Source organism: Dactylosporangium sp. NPDC050588, assembly GCF_040654975.1.
In the GTDB taxonomy this organism is placed as follows: Bacteria; Actinomycetota; Actinomycetes; order Mycobacteriales; family Micromonosporaceae; genus Dactylosporangium; species Dactylosporangium maewongense.
Window position 1 is genome coordinate 21,883 of the sequence record NZ_JBFAJA010000110.1, and the last position, 19,118, is coordinate 41,000.

18 protein-coding genes and 1 tRNA gene are annotated in these 19,118 nt (G+C 69.2%); 12 read left to right on the forward strand and 7 right to left on the reverse strand.

The annotated features are described in order from the left end of the window. Positions 1-160 precede the first annotated feature (160 nt). The 6 genes from AB0I21_RS49735 to AB0I21_RS49760 all read left to right on the forward strand — a co-directional run bounded on the left by AB0I21_RS49735 (position 161) and on the right by AB0I21_RS49760 (position 6,382). Positions 161-2,098, forward strand: a complete 1,938-nt coding sequence (locus AB0I21_RS49735; RefSeq protein WP_360571852.1) for a cell division protein FtsK — start codon at positions 161-163, stop codon at positions 2,096-2,098. A 135-nt stretch (positions 2,099-2,233) separates the two neighbouring features. Then, the gene (locus tag AB0I21_RS49740) at positions 2,234-2,479 is read left to right on the forward strand and encodes a hypothetical protein (protein WP_360571854.1); all 246 of its coding nucleotides are present in this window, start codon (positions 2,234-2,236) and stop codon (positions 2,477-2,479) included. After that, positions 2,476-2,751 carry a hypothetical protein gene (locus tag AB0I21_RS49745; protein ID WP_360571856.1) on the forward strand — a complete coding sequence of 92 codons (276 nt, stop codon included), beginning with the start codon at positions 2,476-2,478 and terminating at the stop codon, positions 2,749-2,751. The genes AB0I21_RS49740 and AB0I21_RS49745 overlap by 4 nt, the downstream gene beginning before the upstream one ends. Positions 2,752-2,768: 17 nt before the next feature. Continuing rightward, complete coding sequence (locus tag AB0I21_RS49750; RefSeq protein ID WP_360571858.1) at positions 2,769-4,721, forward strand: DUF3987 domain-containing protein; 1,953 nt, start codon at positions 2,769-2,771, stop codon at positions 4,719-4,721. Between the two features lie 225 nt (positions 4,722-4,946). Next, positions 4,947-5,156, forward strand: a complete 210-nt coding sequence (locus AB0I21_RS49755; protein WP_360571860.1) for a helix-turn-helix domain-containing protein — start codon at positions 4,947-4,949, stop codon at positions 5,154-5,156. 11 nt (positions 5,157-5,167) lie between these two features. Then, positions 5,168-6,382, forward strand: coding sequence for a site-specific integrase (locus AB0I21_RS49760; RefSeq protein WP_360571861.1), 1,215 nt, complete (start codon positions 5,168-5,170; stop codon positions 6,380-6,382). Here the strand turns inward: AB0I21_RS49760 and AB0I21_RS49765 are convergent. Beyond that, positions 6,340-9,153 (reverse strand): hypothetical protein, encoded by a 2,814-nt coding sequence (locus AB0I21_RS49765; RefSeq protein ID WP_360571863.1) that lies wholly within the window; start codon positions 9,151-9,153, stop codon positions 6,340-6,342. The genes AB0I21_RS49760 and AB0I21_RS49765 overlap by 43 nt on opposite strands. A gap of 241 nt (positions 9,154-9,394) precedes the next feature. Further along, positions 9,395-9,481 (reverse strand) — tRNA-Ser (locus AB0I21_RS49770). Between the two features lie 67 nt (positions 9,482-9,548). Here AB0I21_RS49770 and deoD point away from each other — a divergent pair. Continuing rightward, on the forward strand, positions 9,549-10,256 hold the full coding sequence (deoD, locus tag AB0I21_RS49775) for a purine-nucleoside phosphorylase (protein WP_344501289.1): 708 nt from the start codon (positions 9,549-9,551) through the stop codon (positions 10,254-10,256). Here the strand turns inward: deoD and AB0I21_RS49780 are convergent. Genes AB0I21_RS49780 through AB0I21_RS49795 form a run of 4 tightly spaced genes read right to left on the reverse strand, consistent with a single transcriptional unit; the run spans position 10,249 to position 13,551 of the window. Further along, positions 10,249-11,418: an FtsX-like permease family protein gene (locus AB0I21_RS49780; protein WP_360571865.1), complete on the reverse strand. Its 1,170-nt coding sequence runs from the start codon at positions 11,416-11,418 to the stop codon at positions 10,249-10,251. The two genes, deoD and AB0I21_RS49780, sit on opposite strands and share 8 nt — an antisense overlap. After that, positions 11,415-12,065, reverse strand: a complete 651-nt coding sequence (locus tag AB0I21_RS49785; RefSeq protein ID WP_360571867.1) for an ABC transporter ATP-binding protein — start codon at positions 12,063-12,065, stop codon at positions 11,415-11,417. Before AB0I21_RS49785 ends, AB0I21_RS49780 begins: the two co-directional genes overlap by 4 nt. Next, the gene (locus AB0I21_RS49790) at positions 12,062-13,090 is read right to left on the reverse strand and encodes a peptidoglycan-binding domain-containing protein (protein ID WP_360571869.1); all 1,029 of its coding nucleotides are present in this window, start codon (positions 13,088-13,090) and stop codon (positions 12,062-12,064) included. The genes AB0I21_RS49785 and AB0I21_RS49790 overlap by 4 nt, the downstream gene beginning before the upstream one ends. Continuing rightward, positions 13,087-13,551, reverse strand: coding sequence for a hypothetical protein (locus tag AB0I21_RS49795; RefSeq protein WP_360571871.1), 465 nt, complete (start codon positions 13,549-13,551; stop codon positions 13,087-13,089). The genes AB0I21_RS49790 and AB0I21_RS49795 overlap by 4 nt, the downstream gene beginning before the upstream one ends. An 88-nt stretch (positions 13,552-13,639) precedes the next feature. Here AB0I21_RS49795 and AB0I21_RS49800 point away from each other — a divergent pair, with 88 nt between their 5' ends. From AB0I21_RS49800 to AB0I21_RS49820, 5 genes are read left to right on the forward strand one after another with little or no spacing between them, the layout of a single operon-like run. Beyond that, entirely contained in the window at positions 13,640-14,296 is a 657-nt protein-coding gene (locus AB0I21_RS49800; RefSeq protein WP_344501294.1) for a response regulator transcription factor, read from the forward strand. Then, a complete protein-coding gene (locus AB0I21_RS49805; protein ID WP_360571873.1) occupies positions 14,293-15,423 on the forward strand; it encodes an ATP-binding protein in 1,131 nt (376 codons plus the stop codon). The genes AB0I21_RS49800 and AB0I21_RS49805 overlap by 4 nt, the downstream gene beginning before the upstream one ends. Before the next feature lie 17 nt (positions 15,424-15,440). Next, on the forward strand, positions 15,441-16,076 hold the full coding sequence (locus AB0I21_RS49810) for a TetR family transcriptional regulator (RefSeq protein WP_344501296.1): 636 nt from the start codon (positions 15,441-15,443) through the stop codon (positions 16,074-16,076). Continuing rightward, positions 16,073-16,507: a thioesterase family protein gene (locus AB0I21_RS49815; RefSeq protein ID WP_360571876.1), complete on the forward strand. Its 435-nt coding sequence runs from the start codon at positions 16,073-16,075 to the stop codon at positions 16,505-16,507. Before AB0I21_RS49810 ends, AB0I21_RS49815 begins: the two co-directional genes overlap by 4 nt. Positions 16,508-16,560: 53 nt before the next feature. Continuing rightward, positions 16,561-18,219, forward strand: coding sequence for a methyl-accepting chemotaxis protein (locus AB0I21_RS49820; RefSeq protein WP_360571878.1), 1,659 nt, complete (start codon positions 16,561-16,563; stop codon positions 18,217-18,219). Between the two features lie 471 nt (positions 18,220-18,690). Here the strand turns inward: AB0I21_RS49820 and AB0I21_RS49825 are convergent, their stop codons facing one another. Next, entirely contained in the window at positions 18,691-18,981 is a 291-nt protein-coding gene (locus AB0I21_RS49825) for a hypothetical protein (RefSeq protein ID WP_360571880.1), read from the reverse strand. Positions 18,982-19,118 lie beyond the last annotated feature (137 nt).

Genomic DNA, 19,118 nt, shown 5'->3' on the forward strand with positions numbered 1-19,118 from the left:
CGACTGGCAACGACACGAAGAAGAACTCGCAGACGTCATACAGCTTCCGCTCGGTGAGGACCAGGGCGACGAGCACGACGCACCGGTCCTGGTCGACTCGGCGAAGGCGCAACAAGGTCCGCGCCTCGGCGCGACGATCCGTCGTGGCGAGCGTCGGCCGGTGCTGCCGGCTTGGCTGCGGTCCGGCGCGGAACTGGCGTACACGCTGCGCTGGTTCACCGGCTACGTCGGTCACGTCCTGGCCTACCACGCGGTCCGTCTGCCGAAGTACGCCGGCAAGCTCGTCCTCCGCGCGCCGCGCGGACTGTTCAAGGTGATCGGCGGGTTCTTCCGGTGGCTGTTCGACCTGGAAGGCGAAGCCGTCCGACAGGCCACCGTCCGCACTGAAGACGCCGAGGCATACCTCAAGCTGTCCCGGCAACGGGACCGGCGCGTGCGGTGGCGGGGGATCGTGGCCCTGTTCCTGTTCGCCGCGCTGGTTACCGGCGCCGTGACCCTCGCGGTCGGCCCGCACTGGTGGCGGTGGGCGGCACTCACAGTCGCGGTGGCAGTGTTCGGCGCGGTCGGCGCGCCGGCCGATCGGCCGCTGCTCGACACCGCCGTGGTCCGGCCACGCGTCGCGGCGCTCACCTCCGATGTCGTGGTCCGGGCGCTGTCCGTCCTCGGCGTCGCCGGGATCAACCAGGCCATCGCCAAGCACCCGAAGGCGATCGGGTTCCCGGCGCCGATCACCCGCGACGGCCCCGGCTGGCGAGCCGACGTCGACCTGCCGCCCGGCGTCACCGTGGGCGAAGTCATGGACCGACGAGACAAGCTCGCGTCCGGTCTCGGCCGCCCGCTCGGCTGCGTCTGGCCCGAGGGCAACGCAGACGTGAGCCCGTCGCGGCTGGTGCTGTGGGTCGGTGACGAGCCGATGGCCGCATCGCGTCAACCGTCCTGGCCGCTGCTGAAGGCGTCCACGGTGGATGTGGCGAAGCCGTTCCCGTTCGGCACCGACCCGCGCGGCCGGCTGGTGCACATGGAGCTGCCGTACACCAACGTCCTGATCGGCTCGATTCCCGGCTACGGCAAGACGGCCGCGGTGCAACTGCCGATGCTGGTCGCCGCACTCGACCCGCACGCCGAGGTGTGGGGGTACGACTTCAAGGGCACCGGCGGCCTCGACCCCCTCGCGAAGGTCTGCACCCGGTACGCGTCCGGGATGGACGACGACACCGCCGAAGCCGGCCTCATCGCGTTGCGGGAGCTGCGCGCGGAGTGCCAGCGCCGCGCGGCGATCATCAAGCGACTGCCGAAGGACGTCTGCCCGGACAACAAAGTCACGCCCGAACTGGCGCGGCGGATCAAGGACCTGCACTGGCTGGTCGCGGTATTCGACGAGTGCCAAGACCTGTTCGCCCACGCCGAATTCGGCAAGGAAGCCGGCGAACTTGCCGAGAAGATCATCAAACTCGCCCGAGCGCTCGGCATCATCCTCATCCTCGCCACCCAACGACCGGACGCCCGGAGCCTGCCGACCGGGGTGTCGGCGAACGTCGGCACGCGGTACTGCCTGCGAGTCATGGGCCAACTAGAGAACGACATGGTCCTCGGCACGTCCAGCTACCGCAACGGGCTGCGCGCAACCATGTTCACCAAGAAGGACAAGGGCGTCGGCTACCTCGTCGGCGCGGCCGACGAAGCCCAGATCGTGCGGACGTTCTACCTCGACGGCCCCACCGTCGAAAAGCTCGTCGCCCGCGCTGTCGCCGCTCGACAGGCAGCCGGAACGCTCACCGACCGACCGGCCGAGACCACGCCAACAGTCCGGCGGGAAACGCTGCTGGAGGACACCCTCGCCGTAATCCGCGCCGACGAACCCAAGGTATGGATGGAGACCCTCGTCGCAAGGCTCGCCGGGCTGCGGCCCGAGCTGTATGGCGACCTCACGCGGGAGCAACTCGGCGCGGCAATGAAGCCGTACGGCATCAGCACGACGCAGGTGTGGGGCACCGACCCGGACACCGGCAAGAGCGCCAACCGGCGCGGCGTGGAACGGTCCGCGGTCGCCGATGCGGTCGCTGAGCGTAACCGGCGGCGAGGGGATCAAGCCGCCTGAAATGCCGCTAGGTCTAGCAGCCGGCGCTGCTAGACCTAGCACCCCCACTAGCACCCCAAACAAAACCTGATCAGCGCGCTAGTTCCTAGCAGCGCCGACCCCTCACGCCCTCAAACCGCCCCATGGAGGCGTCTCGTGGACTCCCTCGCCCTGCTAGCCACCCTCGCACTCGCCGGTTACGCAACGTTGTACATCCTGGCCTGCGCCGCGTTCCCGTTCGGCAACTGCCGCCGCTGCAAAGGCACCGGCAAACTCCGCAACCCGCTCTTCCGCCGCATGTTCCGACTCTGCCCCCGCTGCGACGGCACCGGCCGCCGCGTCCGCATCGGCCGCCGCATCTACGAGTACCTCCGCAGCGAACACCGGAACGGCACCCGATGAGCCGCGACCGGCATCCGGACTGGTGTGCACGCGGGCACCTCTGCGGACTCGGCGAGCACCGCGCTCGGCCGATCGCCCTGGAACACCCCGGCCTCGGCCGCGTGGTCCTGACGCGGATTCGTGCTCGCGACGGCCGCGAACACGCCGAGGTCCGCCTCACCGTTGCCCTCGCTGGCACGGAACTCGTTGCCAGGCACCAGCTCCTGACCCTCACGAACGACCTCGACACGGTGCTCACCCGCGCCGTCTACGCCAGCCAACGACCAGCCTGACGAAGGGAACCGTCACCGTGACGCGTGTACCACCGCACGACATCGGCGCCGAACAAGCGGTCATCGGGGCTGTCCTGCTCGCGCCTGACGTCCTAGCCGACGTCGCCGATGTCCTTGTACCGGCTGACTTCTACCGACCGGCGCACGCGCTGCTGTGGCAGACGCTCACCAACCTGCACGCTTCCGGCCACCCGACGGACGCCGTGGCGGTCGCCGCCTACCTCGCCGAGTCGGGTGACCTCGGCAAGGTGGGCGGCGCCCCGTACCTGCACACCCTGATGGCGTCCGTCCCGACGACGGCGAACGCCGGCCACTACGCCCGGATCGTGGCCGAGCGGGCACAACGCCGCGCCGTCGTTGACCTGGGTGGCCGACTGGCGCGCCTCGCCGATGCGGATGGCGATGCGGCCGAGCTGCTCGCCGCCGGACGCGCCATGCTCAACGCCGTCCATGAGCCGGCGTGGCCGGCGCCGATCCCGCTGACCGCTCGGCACATACCGTCGCCGTACCCGGTCGACGCGCTGCCTGGCTGGGTTGCGGACATGGTCGGCGCGGTCGCCGAGTTCACGCAGACGCCGACCGACCTTGCCGGGTGCATCGCGCTCGCGGCGCTGTCCAGCGCTGCGGGTGGTCGCGCGGAGGTCGAGATCCGCGGCGGCTGGCGGGAGCCGTGCAACCTGTTCACGGTCGTCGTACTGCCGCCCGGCTCGCGGAAGTCGGCCGTGTTCGCCACGATGACCGGTCCGCTGCTCGCGGCCGAGCGAGTGCTGATCGAGCGGGCGAAGCCGGCCATCGTGGAGGCGGAGCTCGCGCACCGGGTCGCCAGCAAGGCCGCCGAGCGGGCCGCGAACAGCGCTGCCAACACCGACCCGGCCGCCCGGAACACGCTGCTCGCCGACGCTACGGCCGCCGCCATGAACGCGGACTCGATCGCCATCCCGGTCATGCCCCGGCTGGTCGCCGATGACGTCACCAGCGAACAGGCAGCATCGCTGCTCGCCGAGCAAGGCGGACGGCTGGCCGTGCTGTCGCCCGAGGGCGGCATCTTCGCGACGCTTGCTGGCCGGTACAGCGGTGCGCCGAACCTGGAGGTGTTCCTCAAGGGCCACGCGGGCGACATGCTGCGGGTCGACCGCCGTTCTCGCCCCGCCGAACACGTCGACCGGCCGGCGCTCACCCTCGGCCTCGCCGTGCAGCCCGAGGTGTTGCGGGACATCTCGCAGATGCCCGGCTTCCGAGGCAAGGGTCTGCTCGCCCGGATCCTGTTCGCCGTCCCGGAGAACACCGTCGGCCGGCGGCGCATCGGCACCGACCCCGTGCCGGCCGCCATCGCCGAGGCATACGCCGAGAACCTCGGCGCCCTGGTCGTCGCGCTCGACGGTTGGACCGATCCGGCCGTCATGCCGCTGAACGCCGAGGCCAACGCGAGGGTGCTCGACATCGAGCGGGAGACGGAACCGCTCCTCGGCCCGGCCGGCGCATGGGCGCACATCGTGGACTGGGGGAGCAAGTACACGGGCGCGGTGGTCCGCATCGCCGGCCTGCTGCACCTCGCGACCCACCTCGACGGCGGCTGGCTCAAGCCCATCACTGCCGAGACCATCGACCAGGCCACGAGGATCGGCCGGTACTTCGCCGATCACGCGCTCGCAGCGTTCGACGACATGGGCGCCGACCCGACTGTCGACGACGCGAGACACGTGCTCGCGTGGATCGAGCGCACCGCAAGCCGGCGCTTCACGAAGCGCGAGCTGTTCAGCGCGCTGTCTCGCGGTCGGTTCCGGAAGGCCGCCGACCTCGACCCGGCACTCAACCTGCTGCAAGCGCATGGCTACCTGCACGTCGAGCCGCAGCCCGAGCGGTCCGGCGCCGGCCGTCCGCCGTCGCCGGCCTGGCTGACGCACCCCGATCTGACGCGCCCGACGGGCACTGTCCACCCGATCTCCACACGGTCGGCGGTGGCCGGATGAACGCGCCGCACTATCCGCAGAATCCGCACAACCCCGGTCCGCCGCGCCTTTCTGCGGATTACGCGGATTGTGCGGCGCGGCGGAGCGCCTCGACCCGAGGCCCACCAACCGGCTGATCAACCCCTCACCCCGAGCCGGATCGAGCCCGAGAGGCGCCCACCCTTGCCGCTCAACCGCCCTTCAGAGCAGCCGCCGCACCAGCACAACGTCAACGGGGAGGCACACGTGCACAGCACCGACAAGCGCGTAGTCCTGACGATCGAAGAAGCCGCCGAGCGTCTCGGCATCGGCCGGACCACCATGTACGCCCTCGTCATGAGCGGCGAAGTCCGCTCCGTCACCATCGGCCGCCTCCGCCGCGTGCCGGTCCAGTGCCTCGACGAGTACGTAGACGCCCTGCTCACCAACGTCCCGACCATCGCCCCGGCAGCCTGAGGAGACAACCAGTGGGACGCAAGCCAAACGGCGCATCGAGCATCTACAAGGGCGACGACGGCTACTGGCACGGCCGTGTGACGGTTGGCCTGAGAGATAACGGCTCGCCCGACCGTCGACACGTACAGGCGAAGACCGAGAGGGACGTCATCGCCAAGGTCCGCAAGCTGGAACGCGACCGCGACAGCGGGACCGTCCGCAAGACCGGCCAGCGTTGGACGGTCGAGAAGTGGCTCACGCACTGGGTTGAGAACATCGCCGCGCCGAACGTCCGGGAGAACACCATCGCCGGGTACCGCGTGGCGGTGAACCGGCACCTCATACCCGGCCTCGGCGCTCACCGTCTCGACCGGTTGGAGCCGGAGCACTTGGAGAAGCTGTACGCCGCGATGCAGCGGAGGGGCAGCAAGCCGGCGACGGCCCACCAGGCGCACCGTACGCTGCGCACGGCACTCAACGAGGCGATGCGGCGAGGACACATCACGAGGAACCCGGCTTCACTGGCAAAGTCGCCCCGGCTGAGTGACGAAGAGATCGAGCCCTACTCGGTCGAAGAGGTGCGCAAGCTTCTCGACCAGGCCGCTGAGCGCCGTAACAGCGCGCGATGGGCAATCGCACTTGCCCTCGGGTTGCGACAGAGCGAAGCGCTCGGTCTCAAGTGGACCGACGTCAACCTCAACGACGGCACCCTCACCGTTCGACGCGGCCGGTTGAGGCCAAGATGGGCACACGGATGCGCCGACAACTGCGGCAAGAAGTACGGCGGACACTGCCCAGCCCGGAAGCCGCTGCGCACCGACACGACCGAAACGAAGTCACGCGCCGGCCGGCGCAGCATCGGTCTGCCTGACGAACTGGTTAGTCTGCTGCATAAGCACCAAGACGAACAAAGCATCGAGCGCGAGCATGCTGCGCAACTCTGGCAAGAAGGCGGTTGGCTGTTCACCACTCCGACGGGACTTCCGGTGAACCCTCGAACGGACTATGCGGAGTGGAAACGGTTGCTCAAGCTGGCTGGGCTGCGGGATGGGCGGTTGCACGACGCTCGCCATACGGCAGCGACGGTGCTGCTAGTCCTAGGCGTGGCCGAGCGTGCCGTGATGGGCGTTATGGGCTGGTCCGACTCGTCCATGGCGACGCGTTATCAGCACATAACACGTCAGGTCCGACGCGATGTTGCCGCTCAGGTCGGTGGCCTACTCTGGCGCACAGATGGTGCGGGCTGAGTCTGCAACGCTTTCCTAACAACGCGTCGGCTGTCATTCTGCAAAATCGAACGAACTTCCTGAAAATCATCAGATGTACCGAGATATGCCGCCAGCGCGTACCTAACGCTTGCCTCCGCGTCAGTCGCAAGCCTCGCGCCTAACGTATGAGACTGGTCGGGCTTGCGAGTCCATACGATTGCTGCGAGCGCCCGCACCCATCGATTGGGATGGGCGGCAAAAAGGTTTATGTCCAGGTCGAAGTGCTCGGGGGGAATATCTCGCAAGGTCGACGACAACCGAAACAGCTCCGAGTCGTACGCACTCGCCAAGAGGCCGACAGCAATGTCCCGCACCTGGCGGAACTGCTCAGGACTATCAGCCAGCTTGCCAGCTACCTGCACTGATACCACGGCAAGAGACAGGTCCAAGGGCAGGACTTTAAATCGACTGAACGGGTCATTGCCGAAGCCAAAGGAGACCTGACTCTCGGTCGGCGCCTGCGCAAAGGAGATTATCTCGTGAAAAACCGTAGCTCGCTCAACACTCGGAAGGCTCGGTCCAACGATTGAAATCGCTACCAAGGCATCTACTCGGTTCGCAACCACGTCGCGAGTCTCGCGAAGTCTAACTATCATAGCGCGTACGAATCGTGCCTGCTTTTCCGAGTCTAGGACGGTAACCAACGAAGCAGCTTGTCTGAGGCCGGTTCCCGTGCTAACTACCCCTGGGATGATTTGCGGAGGATCGATGTGGCGATCAAACCACTGCTGTGCAATGTCGACAACACAAGATGTGTCGGCCTTTACAGCGATCAACGCTAGGACCGCCTGCAAATTTCCGTTTGACGCCGCGCCGGAAACGCGTGCATGCACTAGATCCGGATCTCGGGTGAGCAGCTGTATACCCTCGTGGATAGCAGCTTTGCCCACCTCGTCGCCTACGAGAATCGCGTTGCACAGTTCCTCAAATACGCGATCGTGGAGGTCTTCATGGGACTCCGCGATCTGCACGAGTGATTTTATATGTTCTTTGTCGGCAAAATAGTGCGTACCAGGCTCACGTTGAAGCCTGTCGACTGTAAGACGCAGAAAAGCATCAGCTACGTCTCGCGCCACTGCATCAGATACCGACGAAAAAGCTTCGAATGCCGGGATCCAAGTATCACTCCACGGATGCGCTTGATGGGCCTGCTCCAGCTCGCGACATGCGGTCTCGCCCCACTCGGAAGCCAACTCTGTTGAAAAGTAGTCTCCGGCTGCCGCAGCGAAATTGAACGAGGCCTGACGCTCCCAGTGGGGAGCGTCGGATGGAGGAGGACGAAAATCAAGAATCACATCAGGGAGCTTCTTAGCTAGCTCTTTCAGCTTCTTCGAACGTCCGCCCCGAACGTAATGCTCAGCCGCTTCGAGCCACTTTCCTGTTGCCGCATACAGGTCACCAAAGCGCTCGTTCGTGATCATCTCGTCGCCGTAATTCGCGCTCACTACAGAATGGCTCAGATGTTGATGCAGAGAGTGGAATGCGTCTGGCCACTTCTCTGCAAGCATGGCAGAGAGTGACTTTTCGGCCAATCTTGAGGATTGAGGAAAAACGGAACCACTCCCGGCCCCCCGGAGCGCTTGAGCGAGCCGATGCAGATCGTCAATTCCTTCATCGATCCGGAGGTACTGGAGGCGTGCAGCTCTAACTGCATATATCCAAACTGCTGCCGAGTCATTGAGCTCCGACCGAGTCGCGCTGTCGATGGATCCCATCCAACTAGCAATGGCGAGATCGGGTTTTCCTGTTATGGTTAAATATCGGGCATGGCGAGCTGAAATCCATGCCGCTATAGGCAGCGGATAGCTGTGAATTTCGCCTACCAGGGTATCCCAGTCACCAGCCGCCTCCGCCAAGCACATGGCTAAGCGCGCCCGGCGCGATGCCTCGTCGCCAATGTTCGGAAGTCGCGACGCTATGGTACGGAATCTAGGCAGGCGACTTCTAATGACATCTAGATCACGCCAAACCACGGCTTGCTCTGCCACATTGAGTGCACAGTCAGTGAGATATCCGTCGCCATCTTCCATGTCGTCGAAAGCGCGGGCTACATCGTGCAGCGACACGCCACGTTCGTAACCGAAGGCTGCAACATAGGAAAGCGCCACAACGGAGCGGCGGATCGGCTGACCCACGCGCGTTTCATACTTCGCAAACTCGGTTACGTTCCGTTTTGCACCGAAGGCATCACCAACCCGCACGCTCTGCCACCCAAGATCCATACGGAGTTGGCCTGCACGCTCGAATTCCTCGGCCGCCTCAAGTGCTGCGGCCTGCCGTGATCGAATGAATGATGCATGATGCATGAAGGGCGAATCTTCGAGGGCGCACGCAACTTGATCCAGAAGGTCCGCCGCCTCCAGGGGCGCCTCCGGCAAGCGATCTTCGGCCTGCTGGAGCCTTTCAGCCTGACCTAGATGCACAATCGGACCGCGCAATATTGCGTCTGACGGTACGGGCTGCCTTTGATTGACGGAGCGCTCGATTGCGGCGAGGTCAGCTGTCGTGACCGCTAGATCCCCCTGCCGAGACTGCCGGGACTTCCAGGTCAGAAGTTCCGTAGTGGAGTAGGTAGAGGAATGACGATCAACAGGCTTGTGATGTCGTTCGCACAGCAACAGTAAATTCTCGAAGCTATTAATTTTACTTTTGGGATAGGAGGCTTCGTAACGGGGGCCAGTCGACTTTTCGGACCGAATATGCGCGATCTCAACTGTTGTGGTCAGCAAGCCTCGGTCCTTGAAGATCAAGGCGGTAAGGCACCCCGGATACGCACAGTGAGTTGCCGTTCCGAAGAGTAGTTTGATGGTCTCCGGTGTGTAGATCCGAGGCACGCTATGAGACTAGCCAACCCACCGCCCGTCGTGACGGTGGATGTCTCCCCTCGCCCTGCTGAGCGTAACTGAGACGACAACTGAGACTAGCGATCTTGAAACGGCGAACGCCCGGTCGGTCCGTGGGGACCGCCGGGCGTCTGACCTGGCCTTGCTGCGGTGGCGCGGGGATTCGAACCCCGGGAAGGCTTGCACCTTCACACGCTTTCGAGGCGTGCTCCTTAGGCCACTCGGACACGCCACCGCCGAGAAGGCTACCGGATGCCCATCCGCGTCTGCGCGGGGGATGGCCATTTGGCAGGATCGGGGGCATGAGCACGCACATTGGCGCTGAGCCGGGCGAGATCGCCGAACTTGTCCTGATGCCGGGGGACCCCCTGCGGGCCAAGTGGATCGCCGAGACGTTCCTGGAGGGGGCGTCGTGTTACTCGACGGTGCGGAACATGTTCGGGTACACGGGGACGTTCCGCGGGACGCGGGTCAGCGTTCAGGGGTCCGGGATGGGGATGCCGTCGGCCAGCATCTACGCGCATGAGCTGATCAACGACTACGGGGTGAAGTCGCTGGTCAGGGTCGGGAGCTGTGGGGCGCTGGTCGAGTCGCTGCAGCTGCGGGACGTGGTGGCGGCGATCGGGTCGAGCACCGACTCGAACATGAACCGGGCCAGGTTCGACGGGCTGATCGACTACGCGCCGGTCGCGGACTTCGGGCTGCTCCGCGCGGCGGTCGATGTGGCCGAGGCCAAGGGCATCACCATGCGGGTCGGGCCGATCCTGGCCGCGGACGCGTTCTACACGGACCGGCCCGACCTGTACGACAAGCTCGCCGACTACGGTGTGCTCGCCGTCGAGATGGAGTCGGCGGCGCTGTACACGATCGCCGCGCGGTTCCAGGCGAAGGCGCTGACGCTGCTGACGGTCAGCGACCACATCAAGACGGGCGAGCGGACCTCCGCGCAGGAGCGGGAGCAGACGTTCAGCCAGATGGTCGAGATCGCCCTCGAGGCGATCGTCAAGTAGCCGACACCAGGGCGAGCGTGGGCGAGAGCCGGGCGGCCCGCACCGCGGGCGCCAGCCCGGCCAGGACGCCGACGACCAGCGTGGCGACCAGCGAAGCGCCCACCGCCCACAAGGGCACCACAGCGGGCCAGGACCGCAGCAGCGCGTAGACGACGGTCACGGCGGCGCCGAGCAGTGCGCCGCCGAGGCCGCCGAGCAGGGACAGCAGCAGCGACTCGGCGAGGAACTGCAGCCGGATCTGGGACCGCCGGGCGCCCAGGGCCCGGCGCAGGCCGATCTCGGCGCGGCGCTCCAGCACGGAGATGACCATCGTGTTGGCGACGCCGACCCCGCCGACCAGCAGCGCCACCGCGCCGAGGCCGAGCAGCAGGCCGGTGAACGCCCGGTCCACGGCGGCGCGGGCGGCCAGGGCGTCCGACGGGCGGGAGACCTGCACCTCGTTAGGAGCCGAAGGGTTCGCGGTGGCGGCGAGGACCGCCGCCACCGCGGTCACGGCGTCCGGGCGGGTGCGGGCGTAGATCGTCGTCGGGTAGCCGTCGAAGTCGAGCTCGGCGGCCGCCGACCAGCTGATGAGCGCCGCCGTGTCCAGTGCGGGCGCCAGCGGTACCGGCGAAAGAACCCCCACGACGGTGAACCACCGCTCTGCCAGCCATACGCGCAGCCCAGGGGACGAGACGCCGAGCAGGGACGCCGCCCGCGAGCCCAGCACCACCACGGGCGCGGCGCCGGAGCCGAGCCACGAGCCCGACGCCACCGCGGCGCCCACGGTGGGCAGCAGCGAAGGTAACGCCGCCAGGACGGCGATGCCGCCCGTCGACGAGGCGGGGATGCGGTCCGTGCGATACACCCGCGCGGACGCGACCCGCCCGGTCGAGGACACCGAGGTCACCGGCCCGATCCGGGACACCATCGCCGGCGCCGACGGCGGCAGGTGCGACTCCTCGCCGAAGAACGACTTCCCGGGGCCGACGGTCAGGAGGTTGGTGCCCAGGGCGTCCAGCGACCGGTCCAGCGACGCCCGGCTCGACGTGGAGATCCCCACGACGGCCACCATCGCCGCGATCCCGATCGCGACGCCCAGCGCCGACAGCACCACCCGCAGCGGCCGCGTCCGCAGGCCCGCGGTGCCCACACGGACGACATCCAGAAACGAGAGCCTCACAGGATCCTCCCGTCGCGCATCCGCACCCGGCGGGGCAGGGCGGCCGCGATGTCCAGGTCGTGCGTGATCACCACGACGGTCGTCCCGGTGGCGTGCAGCTCGCGCAACAGCGACAGCACGCCGGCACCCGCCGCGGTGTCGAGGTTGCCGGTCGGCTCGTCGGCCAGCAGCAGCGCCGGCGAGCCCACGACGGCCCGGGCGACCGCCACCCGTTGCCGCTCGCCCCCGGACAGCTCGTGCGGCCGATGCGTGGCCCGGTGCCCGAGCCCGACCCGGTCCAGCGCGGCCAGGGCGAGCCGTCGCCGGTCGGCGAGCCGCACCCCCGCGTAGAGCAGCCCGTCGGCGACGTTGTCGACCGCGCGCACGCCGGCCGCCAGGTGGAACTGCTGGAAGACGAAGCCGATCGTCGTCGCCCGCAGCCGGGACAGCCGGTCGTCGGGGAGCGTCCCGACGTCGAGGCCGTCGATCGAGACCGAGCCGCTGGTGGGCCGGTCCAGCGTGCCGACGAGGTTGAGCATCGTCGACTTCCCGGAGCCGGAGGGGCCTACGATCGCGAGCATCTCGCCGGCCTCGACCGACAGCGACACGCCGTCCAGTGCCGTGATGCCGCCGGTGTACGACTTCCGCACGTCCTCCAGGCGGATCATCCGGCGGTCCCGACGGTGAGCCCCTCGCGGACGTCGGGGCCCGAGACCTCGACCCGGCCCGCGGCGAACAGCCCGGTGGTGACGGCGACCGTGCGCATCGCGTGGCCGTCGACGAGCTGCAGCCCGTAGCCGCCCTCGGCGAGCGCGACCAGCGCCCCGACCGGCACGATGAGCACGCCGTCGCGCCGCTGCGAGACCAGCGTGACGTCGACGGGTGCCGACGAGTAGGCGCCGAGGGCGTCCTGGGACGGCAACGTCACGGTCACGTCGACGGTCACGATCGACGGCGGCCCGGGCTGCACGGTGGCGACGGCGCCGATCGCGGTGATGGTCCCCGGCACGGTGGCGCCGTCGGGGAGCTTCACGGTGGCCTGGTCGCCGACCGAGGCGAGGCGCTGCTTGGTGACGTCGAGCCTGACCGTGACCTGCCGGGTCCGCCCGGTCCACTCCAGCAACGGGCCGGTGGCGTTGTCGCCGAGGTGGGCCTTGACGGCGCCGACCCGGACCGGCCCGGGCGCCATGACGACCCGGCCCAGCTCGACGACGCCGGTCTCCGGCAGGCCGAGCCGCTCCTGCCAGTCCCGCACCGCCGACGCCGTCGAGGACGTGAACGAGTCGTCGGCCGTGAACCCCTTGTAGCCGAGCGCCGAGAGGTTGCGCTCGAACGCCGCGACGTCCGCGCCCGAGTCGCCCGCGCGGAGCGACCGGTGCAGCGGCGCCGCGTCGTACATGAGCAGCACCGGCAGGCCGTCGACGTGCAGCAGCGGCTGGCCGCGCTCGACGGTGGCCCCCTCGGCGGGCAGGCCGGTGACCATGCCGGGCAGCCGGCCGGTCACGGTGGTCGCGGGGCCGAAGTCGAGGGTCCCGTCGACGTCCTCGGTCTCGGTGAGCGTCCCGCGGGTGATCTTCGTCGTGGCGACAGGGGGACGGTCCGCGGCCGGCGCCGGGTCGCGGTCGAGCAGCACCCACCCGCCGGCACCGGCGAGCGCGAGGACGGGCAGGGCGATCAGCAGGGTGCGCCTCACCGGCCCACGACCCCCTTGCAGGCGTTCGCCGCCTCCTGGAAGCCGGGCTTGCCGACGAGCTTGACCATGTCGCCGACGCCCGTCGCGGGGTCGGGGTCGGGCATGTCGATGCCGTGCTCGCGCATGCACCTGGCGAACTGGCGGGCCTGCTCGAGCTGCTCGGGGGTGAGGTTGCTCAGGGTGCCGCCGTTGGGCAGCAGCCGCTGGCAGGCCGGCATCGCCTCGGCGACCTTGTCGCGGTTGACGTCGGGGCCGAACTCCAGCCTGCCGTCGGGGCCCGGGTCGGGCACCTCGACGCCGTGCTCCCGCATGCACTGCGCGAACTGCCGGTTGGCCTCGGCCTGGCTGATGGACGGCGACGCGGACGCGGCGGCGCCGCCGCCCGCCGTGGCCACGGACGGGCCGGTGGTGGACGAGCAGGCGGCCAGCAGCAGCGCCGTCGTCAGCAGGATGCGTCTCATGCGGGCAGCAGACGCCTCCGGCGATAAACGGGCCGTGAGCGTGCGGGCTTATCCCCGGCTTACGCGGCGGGCGGGCACCATGGATCGCGTGCGGGTACTGGTGGTCGAGGACGAGCAGCTGCTGGCCGACGCGGTCGCCGAGGGGCTGCGCCGGGAGTCGTTCGCGGTCGACGTCGCCTACGACGGCGACGGCGCGCTGGAGCGGCTCGGGGTCAACGAGTACGACGTGCTGGTCCTCGACCGGGACCTGCCGTCGGTCGGCGGCGACGACGTCTGCCGGTGGGTGAGCGCCGAGCTGCCGGAGACCCGGATCCTGATGCTGACGGCCGCCTCCGCGGTCCTCGACCGGGTCGAAGGGCTGTCCCTCGGCGCCGACGACTACCTCGGCAAGCCGTTCGCGTTCGCCGAGCTGGTCGCGCGGGTCCGGGCGCTCGGCCGGCGGGCCAGGGCGGCGACCCCGCCGGTGCTGGAGCGTGGCGACCTGCGCCTGGACCCCAACCGGCGCGAGGTGTTCCGGGCCGGGCGTTACGTGGCGCTGACCCGCAAGGAGTTCGCGGTCCTGGAGGAGCTGCTGCGGGCCGGCGGCGCCGTGCTCAGCGCCGAGCAGCTCCTCGAACGCGCCTGGGACGAGCACATCGACCCGTTCACCAACGTGCTGCGGGTGACGGTGATGACGCTGCGCCGCAAGCTCGGCGACCCACCGGTGATCGAGACCGTGGCCGGCGTCGGGTACCAGATCCGATGAACAGACTGGGGATCCGGACGCGGTTGACCGTCCTGTACGGCGTGCTCTTCCTCCTCGGCGGGACGATCCTGCTCGGCGTCACCTACTTCCTGGTGCGGGAGAACATCCACCAGCGCGGCGCCGGCACGACCGCGGACCTGCCGGCCGAGATCAGGATCGGCAACGTGGCGGTCAACGAGTTCGTCCAGCAGCTGGCGGCGCGCCAGGCGCGGATCGAGCAGGACACCCTCGACGCGCTGATCACCCAGGGCGCGATCGCGCTCGGCGCGGTGACGGTGATCGGCGTCGGGTTCGGCTGGCTGATGGCGGAGCGGGCGCTGCGGCCGGTCGGGCGGATCACCGAGACGGCGCGCCGGGTCGCGGGCGGCAGCCTGCACGAGCGGATCGCGCTGCAGGGGCCGGCCGACGAGATCAAGGAGCTGGCGGACACGTTCGACTCGATGCTGGAGCGCCTCGACGGCGCGTTCGACGGGCAGCGCCGGTTCGTGGCCAGCGCCTCGCACGAGCTGCGCACGCCGCTGACCATCAACCGCACGCTGATCGAGGTCGCGCTGGGCCGGCCGTCGCCGCCGCCGGAGCTCGTGCACCTCGGGGAGACGCTGCTCGCGGTCAACGCGCGGCACGAGCGGCTGATCGACGGGCTGCTCACCCTGGTGGCCTCGGAGCAGGCGCTGACCGTGCACGAGACGGTGGACCTCGCGGAGATCGCGCGGCACGTCACGGCCGGTGCCGCCGCCGACGTGTCGCCGGGGGCGGCGCCGACCGTCGGCGACCCCGTGCTGCTCGAGCGGGTGGTGCAGAACCTCGTCGACAACGCGCTCGCGTACAACGTGGAGGGCGGCGACGTGTGGGTGCGCACCCGCACGGCCGGCGCCTCGGCGGAGCTCGTCGTGGAGAACACCGGCCCGGTGATCCCGGCCTACGAGGTGCCGCGGCTGTTCGAGCCGTTCCGCCGGCTGCGCGGGCGCACCGGGTCGGCGCAGGGCACGGGGCTGGGCCTGTCGATCGTGCGCTCGGTCGCGGTCGCGCACGGCGGGCGGGTCGACGCGCGGCCCCGCGACGGCGGCGGGCTCATCGTCACGGTGACCCTGCCCACACACAAACTAACCGATCGGTCGGTCGTTTAGTTGGTACTGTCGGGGGCGTGCCCACCGTCGACGGCCGCCTGGCGCGCGGCGAACGTGCCCGCACCGCGACCCTCGACGTCGCGGTGGCGCTCGCGACCGAGTCCGGCCTCGACGGGCTGTCGTTCAGCCAGCTCGCGGAGCGGGCCGGGGTCAGCAAGTCGGGCCTGTTCGCGCACTGGTCGACCAAGGAGGAGCTGCAGCTCGCCGCCGTCGCCCACGCCTCGCAGCGCTTCACCGAGGTGGTCGTGCGGCCCGCGCTGCGGGCGCCGCGCGGCATCCGCCGGCTGTGGGCGCTGCAGGAGAGCCGGCTCGCCGACATGGCCAGCGGCGCCCTGCCCGGCGGCTGCTTCTTCACCAACGCGCAGTTCGAGTTCACGGTCCGGCCCGGCAGCGTCCGCGACGCGCTGAGCGCCGCCCTCGCCGACTGGCACACCCTGCTGGAGCGGCTGATCACCGAGGCGGTCGAGCTCGGCGAGCTGCCCGCCGACGTCCATCCTCCGCGGCTCGCGTTCGAGCTCAACGCGCTGGGCACCGCGGCGGTCTACGAGTCGCGGCTGCTGCGGGCGGAGGAGATCTACACGTATGCGCGGACGGCCGCCCTGGAGCGGCTGCGCGCCCTGGCCCTGGTCCCGTATCTGGAGGCGCTGACATGACCACCACCGTCCTGCCCGGCCACGTCGCCCCGTTCGTCGTGCACTTCGACGACCTCGACGCGATGGGCATCGTGCACAACGCCCGCTACGCGGTGTTCCTGGAGCGGGCCCTGTCGCAGTGGTGGGCCGATCGCGGCCACTCCTACGCCGGCGGCCGGCCGACCACGCCGGACGTGATGCACGCCGTCGCGGAGTACTCGATCTCCTACAAGGCGCCCGTCCGCGGCACCGGCGAGATCGGCGTCCACTTCTGGATCGAGACGCTCGGCGAGACGAGCGCCGTCTACCGCTTCCGCATCCTGTCCGCCGACGGCCTGACCGTCCACGCGGAGGGCCGGCGCGTCAACGTGAAGCTCGACCCGCGCACGCTGCGCCCCGCGCCGTGGAGCGAGGACGCCCGCACCCACGCGAGCACTTTGCTCAGTTCCTGAAGGCCGTCGCCGATGCGTCCGGTATCGATCGCCGGGACGGAAGGTGCCTCACCATGCAGCGTCGGTCCGACATCCACGTGACCGTGCCGCGGGGGCGGCTCACCGGCCTGCTGGCGGACCTCGGCCTCAACGCGCGCAACGCCCTCGTCGTCGGCGTCGTCGCCCTGGCGGCGCTGGTCATCGGCACCGCGTCGCTGACCACGATGCTCGGCATGCGCAGCGACGTACGCACGATCAAGGCGCACCACGTGGACAGCCTCAGCACCTTCTCCGAGCTGCGCGGCGACATCGGTCTGCTCTACCGCACCGTGCTGGTCTACATCCTGACCAAGTCCGCACCGGCGCCGGACGCGCAGCGGCTCGCGGCGGCGCGGGAGGAGATCACCAAGGCCGACGCCGACACGGACCGGAACCTGGCCGAATACCGGAAGGCGGCCGAGGCCTCACCGGCCCGCCTCGCCGCGGCCGACGAGCTCGAGAAGACCATCCTCGCCTACCGGCAGCTGCGCAACGCCGCGTTCCTGGGCGAGGGCGCGGCCGCCTCCGGCTCGCCCGTGCCGGCCGCGCAGCAGCAACAGCAGGCGGAGCGGATCGAGTCGGCGTTGCTTGCGGCGGTACAGCAGGTGCAGGATCTCGAACTGTCCGAGGCGGAGGCGCGGTCGGCGCAGGTCGAGGCCCGGTTCTCCGATGCCCGCACCACGATGATCGTGGCCTACGCCGTGGGCATCCTGCTCGCGCTGACCCTGGCCGTCTGGGCCGCGCGGCTGACGAGACGCCAGCTGTCGAGCGTGTCGGCGGCCCTCGGTGCCGTCGCCGCGGGTGACCTGACGACGTCCGCGGAGGTGCGCGGGCGGGACGAGCTGGGCCAGATGGCCGCCGCGGTCAACGCGGCCCGCACCGGGCTGCGCGACACCGTCTCCTCGCTGACCGCCGGCTCCCGGACGCTCGGCCAGAACACCTCCCGGCTGACGTCCGTCACCAAGCTCCTGGCCGGCAGCGCGTCGGCGGCGGCCCGGCAGGCGGGCCTGGTCGCGTCGTCCGCGGGCAGCGTCTCCACCAACACCCAGGCCGCCGCGGCCGGCGCCGACGAGATGGACGCCTCGATCCGCGAGATCGCCCGCAACGCCAACGAGGCCGTCACCGTCGCCGCCGAGGCGGTCAGCGTCGCGGCCACCACCACCAACACCGTGTCGCAGCTCGGCGCGTCGTCCGCGGAGATCGGCAACATCGTCGCGACGATCACCGCCATCGCGACGCAGACCAACCTGCTCGCCCTCAACGCGACGATCGAGGCGGCCCGCGCCGGCGCGGCGGGCAAGGGCTTCGCCGTGGTGGCCAGCGAGGTGAAGGACCTGGCGCAGGAGACCGCCCGCGCGACCGGCCAGATCTCCGAGCAGGTCAGCGCCATCCAGGTCGACACCGCCGAGGCCGTCGAGGCGATCAGCCGCATCAGCGAGATCATCGCGCGGATCAACGAGTATCAGCTGACGATCGCCGCGGCCGTCGAGCAGCAGAGCGCCACCACGAAGGAGATGAGCCGCAGCGTCGCCGACACCGCCGACTCCTCGACCGACATCGCCACCAACATCACCGGCGTGGCCGACGCGACCCAGCAGACCACGACCAACCTCGCCGAGGCCGACGCGGCCGTCGCCGACCTGACCCGCCTCAGCGACGAGCTCCAGCAACTGGCCGGCCGCTTCCGCACCTGACGATCGGACGAGCACGGCAAGCTACGGCATCTCACGCCCGCGGCCTGTCGCTGCGCGCTCGCCGCCCAGGTCAACTACTCACACACCTACCTCTGGGAACTGGAAACCGGCCGCAAGCAACCCCCACCGCCTGTCGCCGACTACCTCGACAAGGCCTTCCTCGAAGCTGGATTCGCCGATCGCCACGGCGACAGGTCGAGGCACTCGCCCGCACGGCACCGACCGGCGTGATTGCACAGCTCGCAACATGGCTGTACGACACGTACGTCAGGCCAGCCGCCGCTGATGCGACCCGGCGCCGAGCGGTACTCCCGCCGGCTGCGCAACGAGACCCGCCTCTCGTTGTTCCGGATCGAAGTCAGCCGACAAGGCCGCACACCGACCACGGAGTGCCGCTCGATCGCCCACGTGCCGACGCCGGCCGACGTCGCCCGGAGGAGCGTCGCCTGGCCTGTCGTCTCAGTTGTCGTCTCATTGGAACTGGGCACGTACCGCCTGCTCGACCGCATAGTGCCCGCCCTTGCTCGTCGGCCGCAGGCCCTGTTGCGCGAGCAACGCAGTGCATGCAAATCGCGCCGCGTCATAGGCAAGCGTGTAGCTGCTGCCGGGATCTTTCTCGCAGAGTACGACGGCCGAGATCAGCGTGCGCTCGGCTTTGTCGAGCAATGGTTGGCCGTTGGCGTCCGCGCCTTGAATCTTCTGCAGGTCACCGAGGTCGAGAAGCTTGCGAATCGTGTCGGCACCCTGCGCCCACTGGGGCATGCTTGAGTCCTTCCCGGTTCGTGCGCCGCCGTGGGCTAGTCGCAACGCCGTTCAGTTAGGTGGTTCGGTGGTTCGTCAAGGGCGTGTCTGAGACGTGAAGCAGCGGAGCTCCGGTATAGAGGGTGGTCACTCTAAGA